Here is a 22,467-nt window from a genome sequence, read left to right on the forward strand (position 1 = left end):
ATGAATATCATTAACTAGTAACTCGGCGATGATGTTCATGAAACCGGTCCTCCGCGAACTGCCCTACCTGGAAAACTGGCGCTGGCTCAGCCGACGCATCCGCTGTGCGCTGGAGCCCGACGAACCGCGCCTGATCGAGCATTACCTGGCTGAAGGCCGTTACCTGGTGTGCTGCACCGAGACCTCGCCATGGACGGTGGCGCTGACCTCCTTCCGCCTGCTGCTGGATACCGCCTGCGACCGCATGCTGCCCTGGCATTGGCGCTGCCTGTGCCTGGACCAGGCCTGGCGACCACTGCTGGACCTGCGCAACCTCGACCGCGAGGCCCAGAACCAGCGCTGGCAGCCCTACGCCCTGCAGTTGGCCAATTGCCGCCTGCTGCCGTCGATTTCTCCCGATGAACTGATGCAAGGATTTGATGATGAGTGATACCCGTATCGAGCGTGACAGCATGGGCGAACTGCAGGTGCCGGCCCAGGCCCTGTACGGTGCCCAGACCCAACGCGCGGTCGACAATTTCCCGATCAGTGGCCAGCGCATGCCGGCCCAGTTCGTTCGAGCGCTGCTGCTGGCCAAGGCTGCCGGGGCCAAGGCCAACGTCGAACTGGAACAGCTGTCGACCGCGCAGGGCCAGGCCATCGTCACGGCAGTCGAGCAATTGCTGGCGGGTGACTTCATCCAGCATTTCCCGGTGGATGTGTTCCAGACCGGCTCCGGCACCAGCTCGAACATGAACGCCAACGAGGTGATCGCGACTCTGGCCAGCCGCGTGCTGGGTGAGGCCGTCAACGCCAACGACCACGTCAACTGCGGCCAGAGCAGCAACGACATCATCCCGACCACGATTCACGTCAGCGCCGCCCTGGCCTTGCACGAGCAGCTACTGCCCGCCATGGCGCACCTGGTACAGGTGATCGAGGCCAAGTCGGCACAGGTGCATCAGTACGTGAAGACCGGCCGCACTCACCTGATGGACGCCATGCCGGTGCGCATGAGCCAGGTGCTGGATGGCTGGGCGGCACAGATCAATGGCGCCAAGGCACACATCGAAGCGACCCTGCCCAGCCTGCAGGCGCTGGCCCAGGGTGGCACCGCTGTGGGCACTGGCATCAATGCCCACCCACAGTTCGCTGCCGGTTTCGCCCGCCAGCTCAGCGGCCTGACCCAGGTCGAGTTCACCCCCGGGCGAAACCTGTTCGCCCTGATCGGCTCGCAGGACACCGCAGTGGCCCTGTCCGGCCAGCTCAAGACTGCCGCCGTGGCGTTGATGAAGATTGCCAACGACCTGCGCTGGATGAACTCTGGCCCGCTGGCCGGGCTGGGCGAAATCGAGCTGCAAGGTCTGCAGCCGGGCTCTTCTATCATGCCTGGCAAGGTCAACCCGGTGATTCCAGAGGCCACCGCCATGGTCGCCGCCCAAGTGATCGGCAATGACGCCACCATTGCCATCGCTGGCCAGTCCGGCAACTTCGAGCTGAACGTGATGCTGCCGGTGATCGCCCGCAACCTGCTGGAGAGCATCGAGCTGATGGCCAACGTTAGCCGCCTGCTGGCCGACAAGGCCATCGCCAGCTTCAAGGTCAACGAAAGCAAGCTCAAGGAAGCCCTGGCACGCAACCCGATTCTGGTCACGGCGCTGAACCCGATCATCGGCTACCTCAAGGCCGCTGAAATCGCCAAGACCGCTTACAAGCAGGGCCGTCCGATCATCGACGTGGCGCTGGAGCACACCGACCTATCGCGTGACCAGCTGGAAGCGCTACTGGACCCGGAAAAACTCACCGCCGGTGGTATCTGACACTGAGTCACGGCCCAAGCGCCAGCGGTGGCCGCGTTGGTCATCGCCCAACCCATGCCTACGGAATTCACTGATATGCCCCATACCTTGCCTGCACTGCCTTACGCTTACGCTGCGCTGGAACCGCACATCGACGCGCAGACCATGGAAATCCACCACACCAAGCACCACCAGACCTACGTCACTGGCCTCAACGCCGCCATCGAAGGCACCGAGTGGGCTGAGTGGCCGGTGGAAAAACTGCTCGGCGCGGTCGGGCAACTGCCGGAAAACCTGCGTGGTGCGGTGACCAACCATGGCGGCGGGCACGCCAACCACAGCCTGTTCTGGACCGTGATGTCGCCGCAGGGCGGGGGAGAGCCGCAGGGTGCTCTGGCGCAGGCCATCGACGCCCAACTGGGCGGCTTCGATGCCTTCAAGGAGGCCTTCACCAAGGCTGCGCTGACCCGCTTCGGCAGTGGCTGGGCCTGGCTCAGCGTGACCCCGCAGAAAACGCTGGTAGTGGAAAGCAGCGGCAACCAGGACAGCCCGCTGATGCACGGCAACACGCCAATCCTCGGCCTGGACGTGTGGGAGCATGCCTATTACCTGAAGTACCAGAACCGTCGTCCGGAATACATCGGTGCCTTTCACAACGTCATTGACTGGGCGGAAGTGGAGCGCCGCTACCTCGAAACCCTGAAGTGAGTCTCCCCGGTATGCGCTCCCAGATGATGTCCGTCAGCCGCGTGCGCCTGTTTCGCCTGTTTCGCATGACGCTTGGGACTTTGCTGTTGCTCGCAGGCACTGCATTGCTATTGGCGCGCGGCTTCGCCTGGTTGGACCTGGCCTGGCCAGCTTGGGGGTGTGCATCGGTTTGCGCCGGATGATGGGGTGTTCACCGGTTTCGCTGTGGGAGCGGCACATAACTCATTGAATTAGCGGGGACTCTGTGGGAGCGGCTTTAGCCACGAACACCGGCGCAGCCGGTGCCATGCACCGCGTTGGATTCTTCGCGGCTAAAGCCGCTCCCACAGGGTAAGCGTACCGCTTGCAATTCATTCGCCTTCGTCGAAGAAGTTGTTGATCAGCTCGACCAGCGCATCCATGGCATCAACGTCCTGCTCGCCTTCGGTATGCAGGTGCACCTGGGTGCCCTTGCCGGCCGCCAGCATCATCACCGCCATGATGCTCTTGCCATCCACCAACTTGTCCGGCGCACGGCCAACCCTGACCTGGCAGGGGAAGCGGCCGGCAACGCCGACGAACTTGGCTGCCGCCCGGGCATGCAGACCCAGCTTGTTGATGATGGTGATTTCACGGGCGGGCATCGTGGGGCGGATCCTTGGGCTAGAGGTCGCGGTGGCGGACCTGGACGTTTTTCAGGGATTGCTGCAGCAGTTGGCCAAGGCGTTCGGTGATGTACACCGAGCGGTGGTGGCCGCCGGTGCAGCCAATGGCAATGGTGACGTAGGCACGGTTGCTGGCGGCGAAGCGGGGCAGCCACTTGAGCAGGTAGCTGGAAATGTCGTTGAACATCTCTTCGACATCCGGCTGTGCGGCCAGGTAGTCGATCACCGGTTGGTCGAGGCCGGAGTGCTCACGCAGCTCGGGCTTCCAGTAGGGGTTGGGCAGGCAGCGCACATCGAACACCAGGTCGGCATCGACCGGCATTCCTCGCTTGAAACCGAACGACTCGACCAGGAACGCCGTTCCAGGCTCGGGCTGGTTGAGCAGGCGCAGCTTGATCGAATCACGCAGCTGATACAGGTTCAGGCTGGTGGTGTCGATCTTCAGGTCGGCCAGGTCTGCAATCGGCCCCAGCAATTCGCTTTCCACCCGGATCGCTTCCGCGAGCGAGCGGTTGGCGTTGGTCAGCGGGTGGCGTCGGCGGGTTTCCGAGAAGCGCTTGAGCAGTACGTCTTCGTCGGCATCCAGGTACAGCACGTCGCACTGGATATGCCGGGCGCGGGCTTCTTCGAGCAACTCGGGAAAACGCGTCAGGTGGCTGGGCAAGTTGCGCGCGTCGATCGACACGGCGACCTTGGGTTGCTGCAACTCGGTGTTGATCAGCGCATTTTCCGCCAGTTGCGGCAGCAGCCCGGCGGGCAGGTTGTCAATGCAGTAGAAACCGTTGTCTTCCAGGACATCGAGGGCGGTGCTCTTGCCGGAGCCGGACCGGCCGCTGACGATGATCAGGCGCATGTTCAGTGCTCGTTCTGTACGTCCAGGACAACCTGGAACAGGGCCTCGCTGCTGGTGGCCGCACGCAGGCGATCACGGACCTCCTTGCGATCGAGCATGCTGGCAATCTGGCGCAGCAATTCCAGATGGGCATCGGTGGCGGCTTCTGGCACCAGCAGGACGAACAGCAGGTCCACCGGCGCGCCATCGATGGCGTCGTAGTCGATAGGCGCTTCCAGGTGCAGCAGGGCGCTGACCGGAGCGGAACATCCTTCAAGCCGGCAGTGCGGGATGGCGATGCCGTTGCCGAAACCGGTCGAACCGAGTTTTTCCCGGGCGACCAGTTTTTCGAAGACGTCTTGCATCTCCAGTTCGGGCACTTGTTCGGCGATGACGGTGGCGACCTTTTCCAGGGCGCGCTTCTTGCTGCCGCCCGGCACGTTCACGAGGGAACGGCCGGGGGTCAGGATGGTTTCAAGTCGGATCATGGATGAGGGGGATCAGCGGGCAGCTGCACCTTGCAGCAGGCTTTGCTGTTTTTCCTTGTGTTTTTTCAGTTGGCGGTCGAGCTTGTCGGCCAAGGCGTCGATCGCTGCATACATGTCTTCGTGTTCGGCGTTGGCAACCACTTCGCCGCCGGGAATCTGCAATGTCGCCTCGACCTTCTGCTGCAGCTTCTCGACTTTCATGATGACCTGCACGTTGGTGATCTTGTCGAAGTGACTTTCCACGCGAGCGAGCTTTTCAAGCACATAATCGCGCAGTGGCTGGGTGACTTCTACATGCTGTCCACTGATATTGACTTGCATACAGCTTCTCCTTTGTTGCCCGTGCATAGAGAGGCAGGTCTTGCACCTGCCCCACAAACGCTGTGGCACATCTCAGGGGCTACATCAGTCGCTTGCGCTCGCTCGACGGTGCGATGCCGAGGGACTCGCGGTACTTGGCGACGGTGCGACGGGCTACCTGGATGCCTTGTGCCTCCAGTAAACCAGCGATCTTGCTGTCACTCAATGGCTTTTTCTGATTTTCCGCCGCAACCAGTTTCTTGATGATCGCGCGGATAGCCGTAGACGAGCATTCTCCGCCTTCGGAGGTGCTGACGTGGCTGGAGAAAAAGTATTTCAGTTCGTAGATGCCACGCGGGGTGTGCATGTATTTCTGCGTGGTTACCCGCGAAATGGTCGACTCGTGCATGCCCACCGCTTCGGCTATGTCATGCAGCACCAAGGGCTTCATCGCTTCGTCGCCGTGGTCGAGGAAGCCGCGCTGGTGCTCGACGATCTGCGTGGCCACCTTCATCAGGGTTTCGTTGCGGCTTTGCAGGCTCTTGATGAACCAGCGCGCTTCCTGCAGCTGGTTGCGCATGAAGGTGTTGTCGGCACTGGTGTCGGCCCGGCGCACAAAGCCAGCGTACTGCGGGTTTACGCGCAGCCGCGGAATGGCCTCCTGGTTCAGCTCCACCAGCCAGCGGTCGCTGTCCTTGCGTACGATGACGTCGGGCACCACGTACTCAGGCTCGCTGGACTCGATCTGCGAGCCGGGGCGCGGGTTGAGGCTTTGTACCAGCTCGATGACCTGGCGCAGCTCGTCTTCCTTGATTTTCATGCGACGCATCAGCTGGCTGTAGTCGCGGCTGCCGAGCAGGTCGATGAAGTCGGTGACCAGGCGCTTGGCTTCCGCCATCCACGGGGTGCTGGCGGGCAGCTGGCGCAATTGCAGCAACAGGCATTCGCCAAGGGTGCGGGCGGCAACGCCTGCTGGCTCGAACTGCTGGATGCGGTGCAGTACCGCTTCGACCTCGTCCAGCTCGATATCCAGCTCCGGATCGAAACCGGCGCAGATCTCCTCGAGGGTGTCTTCCAGGTAGCCCTGGCCGTTGATGCTGTCGATCAGGGTGACGGCGATCAGGCGGTCGGTGTCGGACATCGGAGCCAGGTTCAGTTGCCACAGCAGGTGGCTTTGCAGGCTTTCGCCGGCCGATGTGCGGGTGGTGAAGTCCCACTCGTCGTCGTCGTTGCTCGGCAAGCTGCTGGCACTGGTCTGGTAGATGTCTTCCCAGGCGGTGTCGACCGGCAGTTCGTTGGGGATGCGCTCGCTCCATTCACCGTCTTCCAGGGTGTCGGCACTGGTCGTGCTTTCCTGGAAGCTGTTGTCCTGGACTTCAGCGGCCGGCTTGTTCTCGGCGTTGTCCGCCATCGGGTCGCTGTTGTCGAAGTCGTCGCCGTCTTCCTGACGTTCGAGCATCGGGTTCGACTCCAGCGCTTCCTGGATTTCCTGTTGGAGGTCCAGGGTGGAGAGCTGGAGCAGGCGGATGGCCTGTTGCAACTGCGGTGTCATCGTCAGTTGCTGGCCCATTTTTAGGACGAGCGATGGTTTCATGGCTGGGGCTTAATACCTTGTTCGCCGGCGCGCATGCGCCATCCACTACACGAGGGCGCCGGGGCGCCAGATCAAGCAAGTTTTATGCCTTAAATTGTAGCGTTTGCCTAGAGTACCGTAACACTTTACCCCAGGTTCCAGGGCTATTTGCCAGTACTCCAGGCGCGTGCCGGGCTCAGAGCCGGAACTCGTGGCCCAGGTAAACTTCTTTGACCAGGTCGTTGGCCAGGATGGTTTCGGCGTCGCCTTCGGCGATCAGCCGGCCATCATTGACGATATAGGCGGTTTCGCAGATATCCAGGGTCTCACGCACGTTGTGGTCGGTGATCAGTACACCGATGCCCTTGGCCTTGAGGTGATGGATGATCTGCTTGATGTCGCCGACCGAAATCGGGTCGACACCGGCAAACGGTTCGTCCAGCAGGATGAACTTGGGTGCGGTCGCCAGCGCGCGGGCAATTTCCACGCGGCGGCGCTCACCACCGGACAGGCTCATGCCGAGGTTGTCGCGAATGTGGCTGATGTGGAATTCCTGCAGCAGGCTTTCCAGCTCTTTGCGCCGGCCGTCGCGGTCGAGGTCCTTGCGGGTCTCGAGGATGGCCATGATGTTGTCGGCCACCGACAGCTTGCGAAAGATCGAGGCTTCCTGCGGCAGATAGCCGATGCCCGCGCGGGCGCGACCGTGCATGGGCTGGTGGCTGACATCGAGGTTGTCGATCAGCACGCGCCCCTGATCGGCCTGGACCAGGCCGACGATCATGTAGAAGCAGGTGGTCTTGCCGGCGCCGTTGGGGCCGAGCAGGCCGACGATCTGGCCGCTGTCGATAGACAGGCTGACGTCGCGTACGACTTGCCGCCCCTTGTAGCTCTTGGCCAGGTGCTGGGCTTTGAGGGTTGCCATTTACTCGGCCTTCTTCTTGGGCTGGATCACCATGTCGATACGCTGACGCGGCGAGGTCACGTTGCCACCACGACCGGCGGTCGCCACCTGGGTCTGGGTGTTGTAGACGATCTTCTCGCCTTCGGTGGTGTTGCCTTCGTTCTCGACCTTGGCGCGGTCGGTGAGGATCACCATGTCCTTCTGCGACTGGTACTGGATGGTCACCGCCCAGCCTTTCATCTTGTCCGGCTTGGCTGCGCTCTGCTGCTGCTCGAAGTAGGCCAGGTTGCCCACCGAGGTCACCACGTCGATGTCGCCGGAGGCGGAACGGGTGATGGTCACGGTGTTACCTTTGATCATCATCGAACCCTGGGTGATGATCACGTCGCCGGTGTAGGTGGCCACGCCCTGCTTGTCGTCCAGGTGGGCGTTGTCGGCCTGGATGCGGATAGGCTGGTCACGGTCATTCGGCAGGGCGAGGGCGCTCGCGCTTCCCAGTGCTGCGCTCAGGCTGAGCAAAAGGGGGAGGGTTTTAACGAGCCTCATACTGTCCTCTTACGTTAGAGAGCAAGTCCATCTTGCCTTCTTTCAAATACGCTTTCATTCCTTTGCCCGTAGTTGTGCCACCGGCGCCGTCGATTCTAACGGCTTGCTCGGTCTGCGCATATTGCTTCTGCGGGAACACGGTCATGCGTGAGCTGGTAATGATCATTTCGCGCTGCTTTTCGTCGGTGCGGGCGACCCGTACGTTGTCGATCAGTTCGACTTCGCTGCCGTCCGGGTTGACCTCGGCGCGGGTGCTCTGTACGTGCCACGGGTATTCGGTACCGCGGTACAGGTGCAGGTCCGGCGTGGTCAGCAGGGTGATTTCGCTGGCTTTCAGGTGTTCGACCTTGTCAGCGGTCATTTCGTACTGCAGCTTGCCGTCGGGCAGGAACTGCACGCTGTGGGCGTTGACTGCGTAGTAGTCGATGGCGCTTTCGTCGACCTGGGCCACAGGCTTGTCGAGGAAGCTTTCCGGGCTGACATTCCAGTAGCCGATCGCCACCAGCAGGGCGGCGATCACCGCGAGCAGCGCAATGTTGCGGGCTTTCTTGCTGAACATGGGCAGCCTTACAGGTAGTTGGCGTTGGCAGCGTCCAGGGTGCCCTGGGCCTGCATGATCAGTTCGCAGAATTCACGGGCCGCGCCTTCGCCGCCACGTGCCTGGGTCACGCCATGGGCGTGCTGGCGAACGAACGGCGCGGCGTTGGCCACCGCCATGCCCAGTGCGACCCGGCGGATCACCGGCAGGTCGGGCAGGTCGTCGCCAAGGTAGGCCACTTGAGCATAGCTCAGGCCCAGTTCGGCGAGCAGGCCGTCCAGCACCACCAGTTTGTCCTCGCGGCCCTGGTACAGGTGCGGGATGCCGAGGTTCTTCGCCCGGCGCTCGACCACCGGGGTCTTGCGCCCGCTGATGATCGCGGTGGTCACGCCCGAGGCCATGAGCATCTTGATGCCCTGGCCGTCGAGGGTGTTGAAGGTTTTGAACTCGCTGCCGTCCTCGAGGAAGTACAGGCGCCCGTCGGTGAGCACGCCGTCCACGTCGAACACTGCCAGCTTGATGTTCTTGCCGCGTTGCATGAGGTCCTGGTTCATTCCATTGCTCCTTTACATCACGCCGGCGCGCAGCAGGTCGTGCATGTTCAGGGCGCCGGTGGGGCGGTCCTCGCGGTCCACCACCACCAGGGCGCCGATCTTGTGGTCTTCCATGATCTTCAGGGCCTCGGCCGCGAGCATTTCGGCGCGGGCCGTCTTGCCGTGCACGGTCATGACTTGATCGATCAGGGTGGTGTGGACGTCGATGTTGCGGTCCAGGCTGCGGCGCAGGTCGCCGTCGGTGAAGATCCCGGCCAGCTTGCCGTCGGCTTCGACGATCACGGTCATGCCCAGGCCTTTGCGGGACATTTCAAGGAGTGCGTCCTTGAGCAGGGTGCCGCGGGGCACCTGGGGCAGTTCGTCGCCGGCGTGCATCACGTTCTCCACCTTGAGCAGCAGGCGGCGGCCCAGTGCACCACCCGGGTGCGAGAAGGCAAAGTCCTCGGCGGTGAAGCCGCGGGCTTCGAGCAGGGCAATGGCCAGCGCGTCGCCCAGCACCAGCGATGCGGTGGTGGAGGAGGTGGGGGCCAGGTTCAGCGGGCAGGCCTCTTGTTCGACGCGGGCGTCGAGGTTGACCTCGGCAGCCTGGGCCAGGGGCGAGTCCGGGTTGCCGGTCAGACTGATCAGCTTGATGCCCAGGCGCTTGATCAGCGGCAGCAGGGTGACGATTTCGGCAGTGCTGCCGGAATTCGACAGGGCAAGGATGACATCATCGCGGGTGATCATGCCCATGTCGCCATGGCTGGCTTCGGCCGGGTGCACGAAAAATGCCGGTGTGCCGGTGCTGGCCAGGGTGGCGGCGATTTTGTTGCCGATGTGCCCGGACTTGCCCATGCCGACCACGACGACCCGGCCCTTGCTGGCCAGGATCAGTTCGCAGGCCTTGACGAAATTGTCGTCGATGCGCGCCAGCAGGGCCTCTACGGCCTCGAGTTCCAGGCGCAGGGTGCGTTGGGCGGATTGGATCAGCTCGCTGGATTGGCTCATGTCGAAAAAGCAATGCCTGATGAAAAGGCGGCGATTATAGCTGCAATGAAAGAAACCCTCACGCTTTCGATTGCCGTGGTGAATGTCTCGCCAGCCTGTCGCAGGGCTGAACGACTCGCTAGCCGACCTTGGGGCGGCGCTGTCAGCGGTGCTATAGTTCGCCGCTATTCGGCCTGCCAGGGGCGCTTGTGCCTTCCAGGTGGAGGCCGACGTCCATTAGGACGAGGCTGCACCAGCAAGGAGTCTAGATGAGTGTGGATAGCGCCTACGCGGTCGAGTTGAAGGGGGTTACCTTCAAACGTGGTTCGCGCAGCATTTTCAGCAACGTCGACATTCGCATCCCGCGCGGCAAGGTCACCGGCATCATGGGGCCATCGGGTTGCGGCAAGACCACGTTGCTCCGCCTGATGGGCGCGCAGTTGCGCCCCTCCAGCGGTGAGGTCTGGGTTGCCGGGCAGAACCTGCCGACGTTGTCGCGCAGCGACCTGTTCGACGCCCGCAAGCAAATGGGGGTGCTGTTCCAGAGCGGCGCGCTGTTCACCGATCTCGATGTGTTCGAGAACGTCGCGTTCCCGCTGCGCGTGCATACCCAGCTGTCGGATGAGATGATCCGCGATATCGTGCTTATGAAGCTGCAGGCCGTGGGGCTGCGCGGTGCCATCGACCTGATGCCCGACGAGCTGTCCGGTGGCATGAAACGCCGTGTGGCGTTGGCCCGTGCGATTGCCCTGGACCCGCAGATTCTCATGTACGACGAGCCGTTCGTAGGCCAGGACCCGATCGCCATGGGTGTATTGGTGCGTCTGATCCGCCTGCTCAACGATGCCTTGGGTATCACCAGCATCGTCGTTTCCCACGACCTGGCGGAAACCGCCAGCATCGCCGACTACATCTATGTGGTTGGTGACGGCCAGGTGCTGGGCCAGGGGACGCCTGACGAGCTGATGGGCTCGGATAACCCGCGCATTCGTCAGTTCATGAAGGGCGACCCGGACGGCCCGGTGCCTTTCCATTTCCCTGCGCCTGACTACCGCGCCGACCTGCTGGGAGCGCGTTGATGCGCAGAAAATCCTTACTCGAACGTGTCCGCCTGCTGGGGCGCTCGGCCATCGACGTGCTGGCGGTGCTGGGGCGCTCCTGCCTGTTCCTGTTCCATGCGCTGATCGGCCGTGGCGGCATCGGCGGCGGCTTCCAGCTGCTGACCAAGCAGCTGTACTCGGTGGGCGTGCTGTCGCTGGCGATCATCGTTGTGTCCGGGGTGTTCATCGGCATGGTGCTGGCGCTGCAGGGCTTCAGCATCCTGACCAAGTACGGCTCGGAGCAGGCGGTGGGGCAGATGGTCGCCCTGACCCTGCTGCGTGAGCTCGGCCCGGTGGTGACGGCGTTGCTGTTCGCCGGCCGTGCCGGTTCGGCGCTGACCGCAGAAATCGGCAACATGAAGTCCACCGAGCAGTTGTCGAGCCTTGAAATGATCGGCGTCGACCCGCTCAAGTACATCGTCGCGCCACGCCTGTGGGCCGGTTTCATCTCGCTGCCGTTGCTGGCGCTGATTTTCAGCGTGGTCGGCATCTGGGGTGGCTCGTGGGTGGCGGTGGACTGGCTGGGCGTCTACGAGGGCTCGTTCTGGGCCAACATGCAGAACAGTGTTTCGTTCACCGACGACGTGCTCAACGGGCTGATCAAGAGCCTGGTATTTGCCTTCGTCACGACCTGGATCGCCGTATTCCAGGGGTATGACTGTGAGCCCACCTCAGAAGGGATCAGCCGTGCCACCACCAAGACCGTGGTCTATGCCTCGTTGGCAGTGCTGGGTCTGGACTTTATTCTGACCGCCTTGATGTTTGGAGATTTCTGATGCAAAACCGCACCCTGGAAATCGGTGTCGGCCTGTTCCTCCTGGCCGGGATCCTGGCGCTGCTGCTGCTCGCCCTGCGTGTCAGCGGGCTGTCGGCCAGCCCGAGCAGCGATACCTATAAAGTTTATGCCTACTTCGACAATATCGCCGGTTTGACGGTCAGAGCTAAAGTGACCATGGCCGGTGTGACCATCGGCAAGGTTACCGCCATCGATCTGGACCGCGATTCCTACACCGGTCGGGTGACGCTGCAGCTGGACAAGTCGGTGGACAACCTGCCGACCGACTCCACTGCCTCGATCCTGACCGCCGGGTTGCTTGGCGAGAAGTACATCGGCATCAGCGTGGGCGGTGAGGACCAGGTGCTCAAGGACGGCGGGACCATCCACGACACCCAGTCGGCACTGGTGCTGGAAGATCTGATTGGCAAGTTCCTGCTCAACTCCGTTGGCAAGGAACCGAAAGAAGCGCAACCAGCTAATTAAGGAGTTTCCATGATTTCCATCCTGCGACGTGGCCTGCTGGTCCTGCTGGCAGCCTTGCCCCTGCTGACCGTGGCTGCGCAGACGCCACACGATGTGGTTCAGGGCACCACCACTGAACTGCTGGGCGACCTCAAGGCCAACAAGGAACAGTACAAGTCCAACCCCAATGCCTTCTATGATGCGCTGAACCGCATCCTCGGCCCGGTGGTGGACGCTGACGGTATTTCCAAAAGCATCATGACCGTCAAGTACTCGCGCAAGGCTACCCCCGAGCAGATGCAGCGCTTTCAGGAAAACTTCAAGCGCAGCCTGATGCAGTTCTATGGCAATGCCCTGCTCGAGTACAACAACCAGGGCATCACCGTCGACCCGGCCAAGGCTGATGACGGCAAGCGCGCCAGCGTTGGTATGAAGGTCACCGGCAACAACGGTGCCGTGTATCCGGTGCAGTACACCCTGGAAAACATCGGCGGCGAGTGGAAGGTGCGTAACGTGATCGTCAACGGCATCAACATCGGCAAGCTGTTCCGCGACCAGTTCGCCGACGCCATGCAGCGCAATGGCAACGACCTGGACAAGACCATCGACGGCTGGGCCGGCGAAGTGGCCAAGGCCAAGCAGGCCGCCGACAACTCGCCAGAGAAGACCGTCAAATGAGTGAGGCCGGTGTAAGCATGGCCGAGCCGGGCGTGCTGCGCCTGGCCGGCGTGCTGGACTACCGCAGCGGGCCGGTCCTGCGCAAGCAGGGCAAGGCGCTGATCGCGGCCTGCCGCGAGGCGCAGCTGGTGCTCGATTGTTCGGCAGTGCAGCGTTCCACCAGTGTCGGCCTGTCGTTGCTGCTGGCCTTCATGCGCGATGCCGAGGCCGCAGGCAAGGGTTGCCAGGTGCGCAGCATGCCAGACGACATGCGGGAAATTGCCGAGGTCTATGACCTCGATGAAGTGCTGGCAACCTGATGGCCCGGCACGGATGATGGCCCCTCGGTCAGCGAAGCCCTCGTTGGGCTTCGCAGGCGAGGGGCTTTTTTGTATGATGGCCGACCCGTGCGCATCGGGCGCCGATTGAGGTTGAGCATGCAGGCCGTAGAAGTTAAAAGCTTCCTTGAAGAGAAATTGCCGGGTTCCCGGGTCGAAGTTGAAGGCGAAGGCTGCAACTTCCAGTTGAACGTGATCAGCGACGAGTTGGCTGGCCTGAGCCCGGTCAAACGCCAGCAGGCGATCTATGCTCACCTGAATCCGTGGATCGCCAATGGCAGCATCCATGCGGTAACCATGAAATTTTTCAGCAGCGCAGCCTGGGCTGAGCGCACCTGAGCCAACGTGGCGGCGAGATTCCAATGGACAAACTGATTATTACTGGCGGCGCTTGCCTTGATGGCGAGATCCGCATTTCGGGCGCGAAGAACGCAGCCCTGCCGATTCTGGCGGCGACCCTGCTGGCCGACGGCCCGGTCACCGTGGGCAACCTGCCGCACCTGCACGACATCACCACCATGATCGAGCTCTTCGGCCGCATGGGCATCGAGCCGGTGATCGACGAAAAGCTGGCGGTCGAGATCGACCCTCGCACCATCAAGACACTGGTTGCACCTTACGAGCTGGTCAAGACCATGCGCGCCTCGATTCTGGTGCTGGGCCCGATGGTTGCCCGTTTCGGCGAGGCCGAAGTGGCCCTGCCTGGCGGTTGCGCAATTGGTTCGCGCCCGGTCGACCTGCACATCCGTGGCCTCGAGGCCATGGGCGCGAAGATCGAAGTCGAAGGCGGCTACATCAAGGCCAAGGCACCTGAGGGTGGCCTGCGCGGTGCGCACTTCTTCTTCGACACCGTCAGCGTGACCGGTACCGAGAACATCATGATGGCCGCTGCTCTGGCCAAGGGCCGCAGCGTGCTGCAGAACGCCGCGCGCGAGCCGGAAGTGGTCGACCTGGCCAACTTCATCAACGCCATGGGCGGCAAGGTCCAGGGCGCTGGTACCGACACCATCGTCATCGATGGCGTCGAGCGCCTGCACTCGGCCAACTACCGCGTGATGCCGGACCGTATCGAGACCGGTACCTACCTGGTGGCCGCTGCCGTGACCGGCGGCCGCGTCAAGGTCAAGGACACCGATCCGACCATCCTTGAAGCCGTACTGGAAAAACTCAAGGAAGCTGGCGCCGACATCAACACTGGCGAAGACTGGATCGAGCTGGACATGCACGGCAAGCGGCCGAAAGCCGTCAACCTGCGTACCGCCCCGTACCCGGCGTTCCCGACCGACATGCAGGCGCAGTTCATTTCGCTCAACGCCATTGCCGAAGGCACCGGTGCAGTGATCGAGACGATCTTCGAAAACCGCTTCATGCACGTCTACGAAATGCACCGCATGGGCGCGCAGATCCAGGTCGAAGGCAACACTGCCATCGTCACTGGCGTCAAGGCGCTGAAGGGTGCCCCGGTAATGGCCACCGACCTGCGTGCTTCCGCCAGCCTGGTGCTGTCGGCGCTGGTAGCCGAAGGCGATACCCTGATCGATCGCATCTACCACATCGACCGTGGTTACGAGTGCATCGAAGAAAAACTGCAGATGCTGGGCGCGAAGATCCGTCGCGTACCGGGCTAGTCGTCTGCCTGGTGCATCCTGTGGGGGTGGGATTTGCCCGCTTTCACAGGATGTGCCTAACGAATTGAATGCGGTCGGGCTCGACGCCCGGCCAGCAGTAGCCGCTTAAGGACCGACGTTCCAATGTTGACCATCGCGCTTTCCAAAGGCCGTATTCTCGACGATACCCTGCCGTTGCTGGCCGAGGCCGGTATCGTGCCGACCGAGAACCCGGACAAGAGCCGCAAACTGATCATCCCCACCACGCAGGACGATGTGCGCCTGCTGATCGTGCGTGCGACCGACGTGCCTACCTATGTCGAGCATGGTGCCGCCGACCTGGGTGTGGCCGGCAAGGATGTGCTGATGGAGTACGGCGGCCAGGGCCTTTACGAGCCCCTGGACCTGCAGATTGCCCGTTGCAAGCTGATGACCGCTGGCGTGGTCGGCGCACCCGAGCCCAAGGGCCGTCTGCGCGTGGCTACCAAGTTCGTCAACGTAGCCAAGCGCTACTACGCCGAACAGGGCCGCCAGGTCGACATCATCAAGCTGTACGGCTCGATGGAACTGGCTCCGCTGATCAACCTCGCCGACAAGATCATCGACGTGGTCGACACCGGCAACACCCTGCGTGCCAACGGCCTGGAGCCCCAGGAACTGATCGCCACGATCAGCTCGCGCCTGGTGGTCAACAAGGCCTCCATGAAAATGCAGCACGCCCGTATCCAGAGCCTGATCGACACGCTGCGCGGAGCGGTCGAATCGCGACACCGCGGCTGACTCTCTACCGACTGCGCGCGGCCTTCGCTGCCGCGCCCGTCTATCCGCGTCATAGCCATTTTTCTCGGGTGCCCGCGCGGATGGACTGGTAGCCTAGGGCGCCTGAGCATTCGCCAATAATCGAGGCCCTCGCCATGACCGTGTCCACTGCAATTGCCCGTCTCAACGCTGCTGATCCGGATTTCGCCCGACATCTGGATCATCTGCTGAGCTGGGAAAGTGTGTCCGATGACGCGGTCAACCAGCGCGTGCTCGACATCATCAAGGCCGTGCGCGAGCGTGGCGATGCGGCATTGGTGGAATTCACCCAGCGTTTCGATGGTGTCGATGCCAAGTCCATCGATGACCTGATCCTCGGTCGCGAGCGCCTGGAACTGGCGCTGACCCGCATTACCCCTGGCCAGCGCGAAGCCCTGGAAAAGGCCGCCAATCGTGTGCGCATGTACCACGAGCGGCAGAAGCAGGATTCCTGGCAGTACACCGAGGCCGACGGCACCGTGCTTGGCCAGAAGGTCACCCCGCTGGACCGCGCCGGCCTGTACGTGCCGGGTGGCAAGGCGTCGTACCCGTCGTCGGTGCTGATGAACGCCATTCCGGCCAAGGTTGCTGGCGTGGCCGAAGTGGTGATGGTGGTGCCGACCCCGCGTGGCGAGGTCAACGAACTGGTGCTGGCGGCTGCCTGCATCGCCGGTGTCGACCGTGTGTTCACCGTCGGTGGCGCCCAGGCTGTCGCCGCGCTGGCCTACGGTACCGAAAGCGTGCCGCAGGTGGACAAGATCGTCGGCCCGGGCAATATCTACGTCGCCACCGCCAAGCGCCACGTGTTCGGCCAGGTGGGTATCGACATGATCGCCGGCCCATCGGAAATCCTCGTGGTGTGCGACGGCCAGACCGACCCGGACTGGATCGCCATGGACCTGTTCTCCCAGGCCGAGCACGACGAAGATGCCCAGGCCATCCTGGTCAGCCCGGACGCCGCCTTCCTCGACCGCGTTGCAGCCAGCATCGACAAGCTGCTGCCGACCATGGAACGTGCCGGGATCATCGAGAAGTCGATCAATGGCCGTGGCGCGCTGATCCAGGTGCGTGACATGCAGCAGGCCATGGAAGTGGCCAACCGCATTGCCCCGGAGCACCTGGAACTGTCGGTCGCCGACCCGCAGGCCTGGCTGCCGCACATCCGCCACGCTGGCGCGATCTTCATGGGCCGCCACACCAGCGAAGCGCTGGGCGACTACTGCGCAGGGCCCAACCACGTGCTGCCGACCTCCGGTACCGCGCGTTTCTCGTCGCCGCTGGGGGTTTATGACTTCCAGAAGCGTTCGTCGATCATTTTCTGCTCCGAGCAGGGCGCGTCCGAGCTGGGCCACACCGCCTCGGTCCTGGCCCGTGGCGAGTCGCTGACCGCACACGCCCGCAGCGCCGAATACCGCATTCTGACCCAAGAGAAGGGGAACTGAGCATGAGTCGATTCTGGAGCCCCTTCGTCAAGGACCTGGTGCCTTACGTGCCGGGCGAGCAGCCCAAGCTGGCCCGCCTGGTCAAGCTGAACACCAACGAAAACCCCTACGGCCCGTCGCCCAAGGCGCTGGAAGCCATGCGCGGCGAGCTGAACGACAACCTGCGCCTGTACCCGGACCCGAACGGTGACCGGCTGAAGCAGGCGGTGGCCGAGTACTACGGCGTCACGCCGGCACAAGTGTTCGTCGGCAACGGCTCGGACGAGGTGCTGGCGCACATCTTCCACGGCCTGTTCCAGCACGACGCACCGCTGCTGTTCCCTGACATCAGCTACAGCTTCTACCCGGTCTACTGCGGTCTTTACGGTATTGCCTTCGAGCAGGTGGCGCTGGACGAGCAGTTCCAGATCCGCATCGAGGACTACAACAAGCCCAACGCCGGCATCATCTTCCCCAACCCCAACGCGCCGACCGGCTGCCTGATGCCGCTGCAGGCGGTGGAGCAGTTGCTGCAGGCCAACCGTGATTCGGTGGTGGTGGTGGATGAAGCCTACATCGACTTCGGGGGCGAAACAGCGATCAGCCTGGTGGACCGCTACGACAACCTGCTGGTCACCCAGACCCTGTCGAAGTCGCGCTCGCTGGCGGGGCTGCGGGTTGGCCTGGCGGTTGGCCACCCGGACCTGATCGAAGCGCTGGAGCGGATCAAGAACAGCTTCAACTCCTACCCGCTGGACCGTGCCGCGATCGTCGGCGCAGCGGTGGCGTTCGAGGACCGCGAGTACTTCGAAGAAACCTGCCGCAAGGTGATCGACAGCCGCGAGGTATTGGTCGGGCAACTGCGGGCCAAGGGCTTCGAAGTGCTGCCGTCGGCGGCCAACTTCATCTTCGCCCGCCATCCGCAGCACGATGCCGGTGAGTTGGCTGCACGCCTGCGCGAGCAGGGCGTGATCGTGCGCCACTTCAAGCAGCCGCGCATTGCCCAGTTCCTGCGCATCACCATCGGTACGCCAGAGATGAACCAGGCGCTGCTTGATGCATTGAACTAACGGTATTGCAAGCTGCCGTGACGCGGCCCTTGTGGGAGCGGGCGTGCCCGCGAACACCGGCAACGCCGGTGCCATCCATCGCGTTGGATTCTTCGCGGGCATGCCCGCTCCCACAGGGATTTCCACTATCGCCAGAAACCATCAATGTTTGCTGTATTGCCGGTATACATTATGCTGAGCAGATTCATCGGATGATTGGTTGAGTTTCATGAGCACCGAATTGACCAAGCGCTCCCTGGTCGAACTGGCCGTCGAGCGCATGCGAGAACGCATCCTGCTGGGCGACTGGCAGGTTGGCCAGCGTTTGCCGACCGAGCCGGAACTGGCCCTGCAGTTGGGCATAAGCCGCAACACCGTACGCGAGGCCATGCGTGTGCTGGCGTTCAGTGGCCTGGTGGAGATTCGCCAGGGGGATGGCAGCTACCTGCGCACGGCCCAGGACCCGCTACAGGCGGTGCAGGCGATGTCACGCTGCACGCCCGAGCAGGCCCGTGAAACCCGGCACATCCTCGAAGCCGAGGCCATCGGCCTGGCCGCGCTGCGCCGAACCGACGCCGATCTTCAGGCGCTGCGTGATGCCCTGGCCAACAGTGCCGGGCATTTTCACGGTGATATCGATGCTTATGTGGCCTGCGACCTGGTGTTTCACCAGCGCCTGGTAGATGCCGCCCATAACCCGGCCTTGAGTGAGCTGTACCGGTACTTTTCCGGGGTGGTGGCTGCCGCGCTGCAGCACAACATGGCAACCGTGCCGCGCTGCCAGGCCACGTTCGACCTGCATGGGCAGATCCTTGCCGCAATCGAGCAACGCGATGCGGAGCAGGCCAAGCGCCTGAGCCGTACCCTTATCGAATCCTGACTCCGAGAAGGCCATGGCTGATTCCATCACCCGTAACACCCCACCGAGCGAGCGGGACCTCGATGAGTTGCTGATCGACGCCGAGGCTGACGACGAGCAGGTCCAACAGCAGCCGGTACAGATACAGCGGCCTTGGCTGTTGTTGCTCGGCCTGGTGCTGGTGGCATTGAACCTGCGCCCGGCATTGTCGAGCATGGCGCCGGTGCTGGGCCAGGTGTCCGAAGGCTTGGGGCTGAATGCCTCGCAGGCCGGTTTGCTGACCACCTTGCCAGTGCTGTGCCTGGGCCTGTTCGCTCCCTTGGCGCCGGGGCTGGCGAGGCGTTTTGGCAGCGAGCGGGTAATCCTCGGCATCCTCGCCACCCTGGCGCTTGGCATTGTCGTGCGCAGTAGCCTGGGGGCCACCGGGGTGTTCCTCGGCAGCCTGATGGCCGGGGCCAGTATCGGCATCATTGGCGTGCTGTTGCCGGGCATCGTCAAGCGCGATTTCCCGCAGCACGCTGGCACGCTGACCGGCGTGTACACCATGGCCTTGTGCCTGGGCGCCGCCATGGCGGCTGGCGCCACGGTGCCCCTGGCCCAGCATTTCGACGGCAGCTGGGCGCTGGGGCTTGGCTTCTGGATGTTGCCGGCCCTGCTGGCCATGCTGGTATGGCTGCCGCAGGCCCGCCAAGGTCATGGCCTGCACAAGGTGGCCTATCGTGTGCGTGGGCTGTGGCGTGATCCGCTGGCCTGGCAGGTGACCCTGTACATGGGCCTGCAGTCGTCACTGGCCTATATCGTCTTTGGCTGGTTGCCATCGATCCTGATCGGTCGCGGCCTGAGCCCGACCGAGGCGGGGCTGGTGCTGTCGGGGTCGGTGATCGTGCAGCTGGTCAGTTCGCTCAGTGCGCCCTGGCTGGCTACTCGCGGCAAGGACCAGCGCCTGGCGATCGTGCTGGTCATGCTGATTACCCTGGCCGGCCTGTTCGGTTGCCTGTATGCGCCGCTTTCCGGGCTGTGGGGCTGGGCGGTTGTGCTGGGCCTGGGGCAGGGCGGTACCTTTGCCCTGGCGCTGACCTTGATCGTACTGCGCTCGAAGGATGCCCATGTCGCGGCGAACCTGTCGAGCATGGCGCAGGGGGTGGGTTATACCCTGGCGTCGATGGGGCCGTTTGCGGTGGGGCTGGTACATGACCTGACCGGGGGGTGGGCGGCAGTGGGGTGGATTTTTGCCGTGCTGGGGGTGGGTGCCATCGTGTTCGGCCTGGGGGCCGGGCGGGCTTTGCATGTGCAGGTGAGCAGCGAGAAAGTCTGAAGGGGCATGTGGCATTGCCGGCCTCTTCGCGGGTAAACCCGCTCCCACAGGGATTGCACACATCTTGAAGTCATGTTGTACCTGTGGGAGCGGGTTTACCCGCGAAAGGGCCGGTACTGGCATAACCAACCGGGGAAGATTATCGTGCTGCTTTCGACTCCCAGGACGGACCAGCCCACATGAGCGACGCCAACCGCGACCTGATCACCCGCTTCTACCAGGCCTTCCAGCGCCTGGACGCCAAGGCCATGGTCGCCTGCTACAGCGACGATATCGTCTTCAGCGACCCGGTCTTCGGCACCTTGCGTGGCAAGGATGCAGGCGACATGTGGCGAATGCTCACCAGCCGGGCCAAGGACTTCACCCTGACCTTCGACAACGTCCGCGCCGATGAACGCACTGGCGCCGCACATTGGGTGGCCACCTACCTGTTCAGCCAGACCGGCCGCATCGTGGTCAACGATATCCAGGCGCGTTTCGTGATCCGTGACGGGCTGATCTGCCAGCACGATGACCAATTCGACTTGTGGCGCTGGTCGCGGCAGGCGCTGGGTGTGCCTGGCATGCTGCTGGGCTGGTCGCCGCTGGTGCAGAACAAGGTACGCCAGCAGGCGTTCAAAGGATTGCGAGCATTCCAGCAGGCTCAGGGTGAGTGAGCCCGTCGAAATTGCCGCCAGCAAACCCTGGTATGTCTACTTGGTAAGGGCTGCCAATGGATCGCTGTATTGCGGTATCAGCGATGACCCGCAGCGGCGCTTTCTGGCGCACCAGAAAGGGCAGGGCGCGCGCTACTTCAAGACCAGCCCGGCCCAGGCGCTGGTGTATGTGGAGCAATGGCCGGACAAGGGCGAGGCGTTACGCCAGGAGCGGCTGGTGAAGCGGCTGCGCAAGTCGGCGAAGGAGGCGTTGGTGGCCTCCTATGGCGCAGTAGTGGCTGCTAATTAGGGCCGCTTCGCGCCCCATCGCCGGCAAGCCAGCTCCCACTTCGGCTGCATAGACCTCAGGCCTGTGCAGTACCTGTGGGAGCTGGCTTGCCGGCGATGGGCTGCGCAGCAGCCCCGGGGTCATCAGTCCTTGCGCCGCTTCAACTGATCCACCAAGGTGGTCGGAAGGCCCTTGATGATCAAGGTCCCTGCTGCTTCGTCATACTCGACCTTGTCCCCCAGCAGGTGCGCTTCGAAGCTGATCGACAACCCCTCGGCACGGCCGGTGAAGCGGCGGAACTGGTTGAGGGTGCGCTTGTCTGCGGGGATTTCCGGCGACAGGCCGTAGTCCTTGTTGCGGATGTGATCGTAGAACGCCTTGGGCCGGTCCTCGTCGATCAGGCTGGACAGCTCTTCCAGCGTGACCGGCTCGCCGAGCTTGGTCTGGGTAGTGGCGTACTCGACCAGGGTCTGGGTTTTTTCGCGGGCGGACTCTTCCGGCAGGTCTTCGCTCTCGACGAAGTCGCTGAAGGCCTTGAGCAGGGTGCGGGTTTCGCCCGGGCCGTCGACGCCCTCCTGGCAGCCGATGAAGTCACGGAAGTAGTCCGAGACCTTCTTGCCATTCTTGCCCTTGATGAACGAAATGTACTGTTTGGAGTTCTGGTTGTTCTTCCACTCCGACAGGTTGATGCGCGCCGCCAGGTGCAACTGGCCAAGGTCGAGGTGGCGCGAAGGCGTCACATCAAGCTCGGCGTTCACTGCCACACCTTCGCTGTGGTGCAGAAGGGCGATTGCCAGGTATTCGGTCATGCCTTGCTGGTAGTGGGCAAACAGGATGTGGCCGCCGGTGGACAGGTTGGACTCTTCCATCAGCTTTTGCAGGTGCTCCACGGCCACACGGCTGAAGGAGGTAAAGTCCTTTTCTTCGTCCAGGTACTGCTTCAGCCAGCCGCTCAGCGGGTAGGCGCCGGACTCGCCGTGGAAAAAGCCCCAGGCCTTGCCTTGCTTGGCGTTGTAGCTGTCATTGAGGTCGGCCAGCAGGTTTTCGATGGCGTCGGAGGCAGCCAGTTCGGAATCGCGGGCATGCAGCACGGCGGGGCTGCCATCGGGCTTTTTGTCGATCAGGTGAACGATGCAATGACGGATTGGCATGGAATTCTCGGCGAGCTGCAAAAGTCGTCCAGTTTACCCTAGACATCAGGTGATGCAGTGGCCGGATGTTGGCAGAAATGCCGGTTGTTCGTTTTTTGTTCAATTTTGTGCGTTTTGGGCTAAAACCCCCGAAAAACCTGCATTAAATCGAAGCGTGCAGCGGATATTTATCTGCTCCTG

The 22,467-nt window shown here is 62.8% G+C and carries 28 protein-coding genes; 17 read left to right on the forward strand and 11 right to left on the reverse strand.

What is annotated here, in order from left to right; all coding sequences use genetic code 11:
• Nucleotides 1-28 precede the first annotated feature (28 nt).
• The 3 genes from KDB76_RS05525 (at nucleotide 29) to KDB76_RS05535 (ending at nucleotide 2,486) form a co-directional block, all read left to right on the forward strand.
• Nucleotides 29-430 carry a hypothetical protein gene (locus KDB76_RS05525; protein WP_025337819.1) on the forward strand — a complete coding sequence of 134 codons (402 nt, stop codon included), beginning with the start codon at nucleotides 29-31 and terminating at the stop codon, nucleotides 428-430.
• Nucleotides 423-1,799, forward strand: a complete 1,377-nt coding sequence (locus tag KDB76_RS05530) for a class II fumarate hydratase (RefSeq protein WP_024086337.1) — start codon at nucleotides 423-425, stop codon at nucleotides 1,797-1,799. Before KDB76_RS05525 ends, KDB76_RS05530 begins: the two co-directional genes overlap by 8 nt.
• A gap of 75 nt (nucleotides 1,800-1,874) precedes the next feature.
• A complete protein-coding gene (locus tag KDB76_RS05535; protein ID WP_024086338.1) occupies nucleotides 1,875-2,486 on the forward strand; it encodes a superoxide dismutase in 612 nt (203 codons plus the stop codon).
• Between the two features lie 350 nt (nucleotides 2,487-2,836).
• On the opposite strand, the gene KDB76_RS05540 is transcribed toward KDB76_RS05535, so the two are convergent.
• From KDB76_RS05540 to KDB76_RS05585, 10 genes are all read right to left on the reverse strand, one after another.
• Nucleotides 2,837-3,109, reverse strand: coding sequence for an HPr family phosphocarrier protein (locus tag KDB76_RS05540; RefSeq protein WP_023660775.1), 273 nt, complete (start codon nucleotides 3,107-3,109; stop codon nucleotides 2,837-2,839).
• 19 nt (nucleotides 3,110-3,128) lie between these two features.
• Nucleotides 3,129-3,983, reverse strand: a complete 855-nt coding sequence (gene rapZ, locus KDB76_RS05545; protein ID WP_013971076.1) for an RNase adapter RapZ — start codon at nucleotides 3,981-3,983, stop codon at nucleotides 3,129-3,131.
• Between the two features lie 2 nt (nucleotides 3,984-3,985).
• Nucleotides 3,986-4,450 (reverse strand): PTS IIA-like nitrogen regulatory protein PtsN, encoded by a 465-nt coding sequence (gene ptsN / locus KDB76_RS05550; protein ID WP_015269060.1) that lies wholly within the window; start codon nucleotides 4,448-4,450, stop codon nucleotides 3,986-3,988.
• Between the two features lie 12 nt (nucleotides 4,451-4,462).
• On the reverse strand, nucleotides 4,463-4,771 hold the full coding sequence (raiA, locus tag KDB76_RS05555) for a ribosome-associated translation inhibitor RaiA (protein WP_003255135.1): 309 nt from the start codon (nucleotides 4,769-4,771) through the stop codon (nucleotides 4,463-4,465).
• A 79-nt stretch (nucleotides 4,772-4,850) separates the two neighbouring features.
• A complete protein-coding gene (locus tag KDB76_RS05560) occupies nucleotides 4,851-6,344 on the reverse strand; it encodes an RNA polymerase factor sigma-54 (RefSeq protein WP_015269061.1) in 1,494 nt (497 codons plus the stop codon).
• Between the two features lie 175 nt (nucleotides 6,345-6,519).
• Nucleotides 6,520-7,245: an LPS export ABC transporter ATP-binding protein gene (gene lptB / locus KDB76_RS05565; protein WP_003257916.1), complete on the reverse strand. Its 726-nt coding sequence runs from the start codon at nucleotides 7,243-7,245 to the stop codon at nucleotides 6,520-6,522.
• A complete protein-coding gene (lptA, locus tag KDB76_RS05570) occupies nucleotides 7,246-7,770 on the reverse strand; it encodes a lipopolysaccharide transport periplasmic protein LptA (RefSeq protein ID WP_015269063.1) in 525 nt (174 codons plus the stop codon).
• Nucleotides 7,757-8,329, reverse strand: coding sequence for an LPS export ABC transporter periplasmic protein LptC (lptC, locus tag KDB76_RS05575; protein ID WP_003257918.1), 573 nt, complete (start codon nucleotides 8,327-8,329; stop codon nucleotides 7,757-7,759). The genes lptA and lptC overlap by 14 nt, the downstream gene beginning before the upstream one ends.
• An 8-nt stretch (nucleotides 8,330-8,337) precedes the next feature.
• Nucleotides 8,338-8,862: an HAD family hydrolase gene (locus KDB76_RS05580; protein ID WP_024086339.1), complete on the reverse strand. Its 525-nt coding sequence runs from the start codon at nucleotides 8,860-8,862 to the stop codon at nucleotides 8,338-8,340.
• A gap of 12 nt (nucleotides 8,863-8,874) precedes the next feature.
• On the reverse strand, nucleotides 8,875-9,849 hold the full coding sequence (locus KDB76_RS05585; RefSeq protein WP_003257920.1) for a KpsF/GutQ family sugar-phosphate isomerase: 975 nt from the start codon (nucleotides 9,847-9,849) through the stop codon (nucleotides 8,875-8,877).
• A 248-nt stretch (nucleotides 9,850-10,097) separates the two neighbouring features.
• On the opposite strand from KDB76_RS05585, the gene KDB76_RS05590 reads away from it, so the two are divergent.
• The 14 genes from KDB76_RS05590 (at nucleotide 10,098) to KDB76_RS05655 (ending at nucleotide 21,157) form a co-directional block, all read left to right on the forward strand.
• Entirely contained in the window at nucleotides 10,098-10,907 is an 810-nt protein-coding gene (locus KDB76_RS05590) for an ATP-binding cassette domain-containing protein (protein ID WP_012270662.1), read from the forward strand.
• On the forward strand, nucleotides 10,907-11,704 hold the full coding sequence (gene mlaE / locus KDB76_RS05595; protein ID WP_013971083.1) for a lipid asymmetry maintenance ABC transporter permease subunit MlaE: 798 nt from the start codon (nucleotides 10,907-10,909) through the stop codon (nucleotides 11,702-11,704). The genes KDB76_RS05590 and mlaE overlap by 1 nt, the downstream gene beginning before the upstream one ends.
• Entirely contained in the window at nucleotides 11,704-12,189 is a 486-nt protein-coding gene (mlaD, locus tag KDB76_RS05600) for an outer membrane lipid asymmetry maintenance protein MlaD (RefSeq protein WP_003257921.1), read from the forward strand. Before mlaE ends, mlaD begins: the two co-directional genes overlap by 1 nt.
• Nucleotides 12,190-12,198: 9 nt before the next feature.
• Nucleotides 12,199-12,846 (forward strand): ABC transporter substrate-binding protein, encoded by a 648-nt coding sequence (locus KDB76_RS05605; RefSeq protein WP_024086340.1) that lies wholly within the window; start codon nucleotides 12,199-12,201, stop codon nucleotides 12,844-12,846.
• Nucleotides 12,843-13,145: an STAS domain-containing protein gene (locus KDB76_RS05610; RefSeq protein WP_024086341.1), complete on the forward strand. Its 303-nt coding sequence runs from the start codon at nucleotides 12,843-12,845 to the stop codon at nucleotides 13,143-13,145. Before KDB76_RS05605 ends, KDB76_RS05610 begins: the two co-directional genes overlap by 4 nt.
• Before the next feature lie 117 nt (nucleotides 13,146-13,262).
• Nucleotides 13,263-13,502, forward strand: coding sequence for a BolA family protein (locus KDB76_RS05615; protein WP_003255121.1), 240 nt, complete (start codon nucleotides 13,263-13,265; stop codon nucleotides 13,500-13,502).
• Between the two features lie 23 nt (nucleotides 13,503-13,525).
• On the forward strand, nucleotides 13,526-14,791 hold the full coding sequence (murA, locus tag KDB76_RS05620) for a UDP-N-acetylglucosamine 1-carboxyvinyltransferase (protein ID WP_013971085.1): 1,266 nt from the start codon (nucleotides 13,526-13,528) through the stop codon (nucleotides 14,789-14,791).
• Between the two features lie 123 nt (nucleotides 14,792-14,914).
• Entirely contained in the window at nucleotides 14,915-15,550 is a 636-nt protein-coding gene (hisG, locus tag KDB76_RS05625) for an ATP phosphoribosyltransferase (protein ID WP_003257924.1), read from the forward strand.
• Between the two features lie 134 nt (nucleotides 15,551-15,684).
• Entirely contained in the window at nucleotides 15,685-17,010 is a 1,326-nt protein-coding gene (hisD, locus tag KDB76_RS05630; protein WP_024086342.1) for a histidinol dehydrogenase, read from the forward strand.
• A gap of 2 nt (nucleotides 17,011-17,012) precedes the next feature.
• Nucleotides 17,013-18,059 carry a histidinol-phosphate transaminase gene (gene hisC, locus KDB76_RS05635; protein WP_013971087.1) on the forward strand — a complete coding sequence of 349 codons (1,047 nt, stop codon included), beginning with the start codon at nucleotides 17,013-17,015 and terminating at the stop codon, nucleotides 18,057-18,059.
• Nucleotides 18,060-18,267: 208 nt separating this feature from the next.
• The gene (locus tag KDB76_RS05640; protein WP_013971088.1) at nucleotides 18,268-18,918 is read left to right on the forward strand and encodes a FadR/GntR family transcriptional regulator; all 651 of its coding nucleotides are present in this window, start codon (nucleotides 18,268-18,270) and stop codon (nucleotides 18,916-18,918) included.
• A gap of 13 nt (nucleotides 18,919-18,931) precedes the next feature.
• Complete coding sequence (locus KDB76_RS05645; RefSeq protein ID WP_024086344.1) at nucleotides 18,932-20,212, forward strand: CynX/NimT family MFS transporter; 1,281 nt, start codon at nucleotides 18,932-18,934, stop codon at nucleotides 20,210-20,212.
• A gap of 179 nt (nucleotides 20,213-20,391) precedes the next feature.
• Nucleotides 20,392-20,868, forward strand: coding sequence for a nuclear transport factor 2 family protein (locus tag KDB76_RS05650; RefSeq protein ID WP_024086345.1), 477 nt, complete (start codon nucleotides 20,392-20,394; stop codon nucleotides 20,866-20,868).
• Entirely contained in the window at nucleotides 20,861-21,157 is a 297-nt protein-coding gene (locus KDB76_RS05655; protein WP_013971092.1) for a GIY-YIG nuclease family protein, read from the forward strand. The genes KDB76_RS05650 and KDB76_RS05655 overlap by 8 nt, the downstream gene beginning before the upstream one ends.
• Nucleotides 21,158-21,279: 122 nt before the next feature.
• Here the strand turns inward: KDB76_RS05655 and yejK are convergent, their stop codons facing one another.
• A complete protein-coding gene (gene yejK, locus KDB76_RS05660; protein ID WP_013971093.1) occupies nucleotides 21,280-22,287 on the reverse strand; it encodes a nucleoid-associated protein YejK in 1,008 nt (335 codons plus the stop codon).
• Between the last annotated feature and the right edge of the window lie 180 nt (nucleotides 22,288-22,467).

The sequence above is a fragment of the Pseudomonas sp. JS425 genome, assembly GCF_018223845.1.
GTDB classification, from domain to species: domain Bacteria; phylum Pseudomonadota; class Gammaproteobacteria; order Pseudomonadales; family Pseudomonadaceae; genus Aquipseudomonas; species Aquipseudomonas asiatica.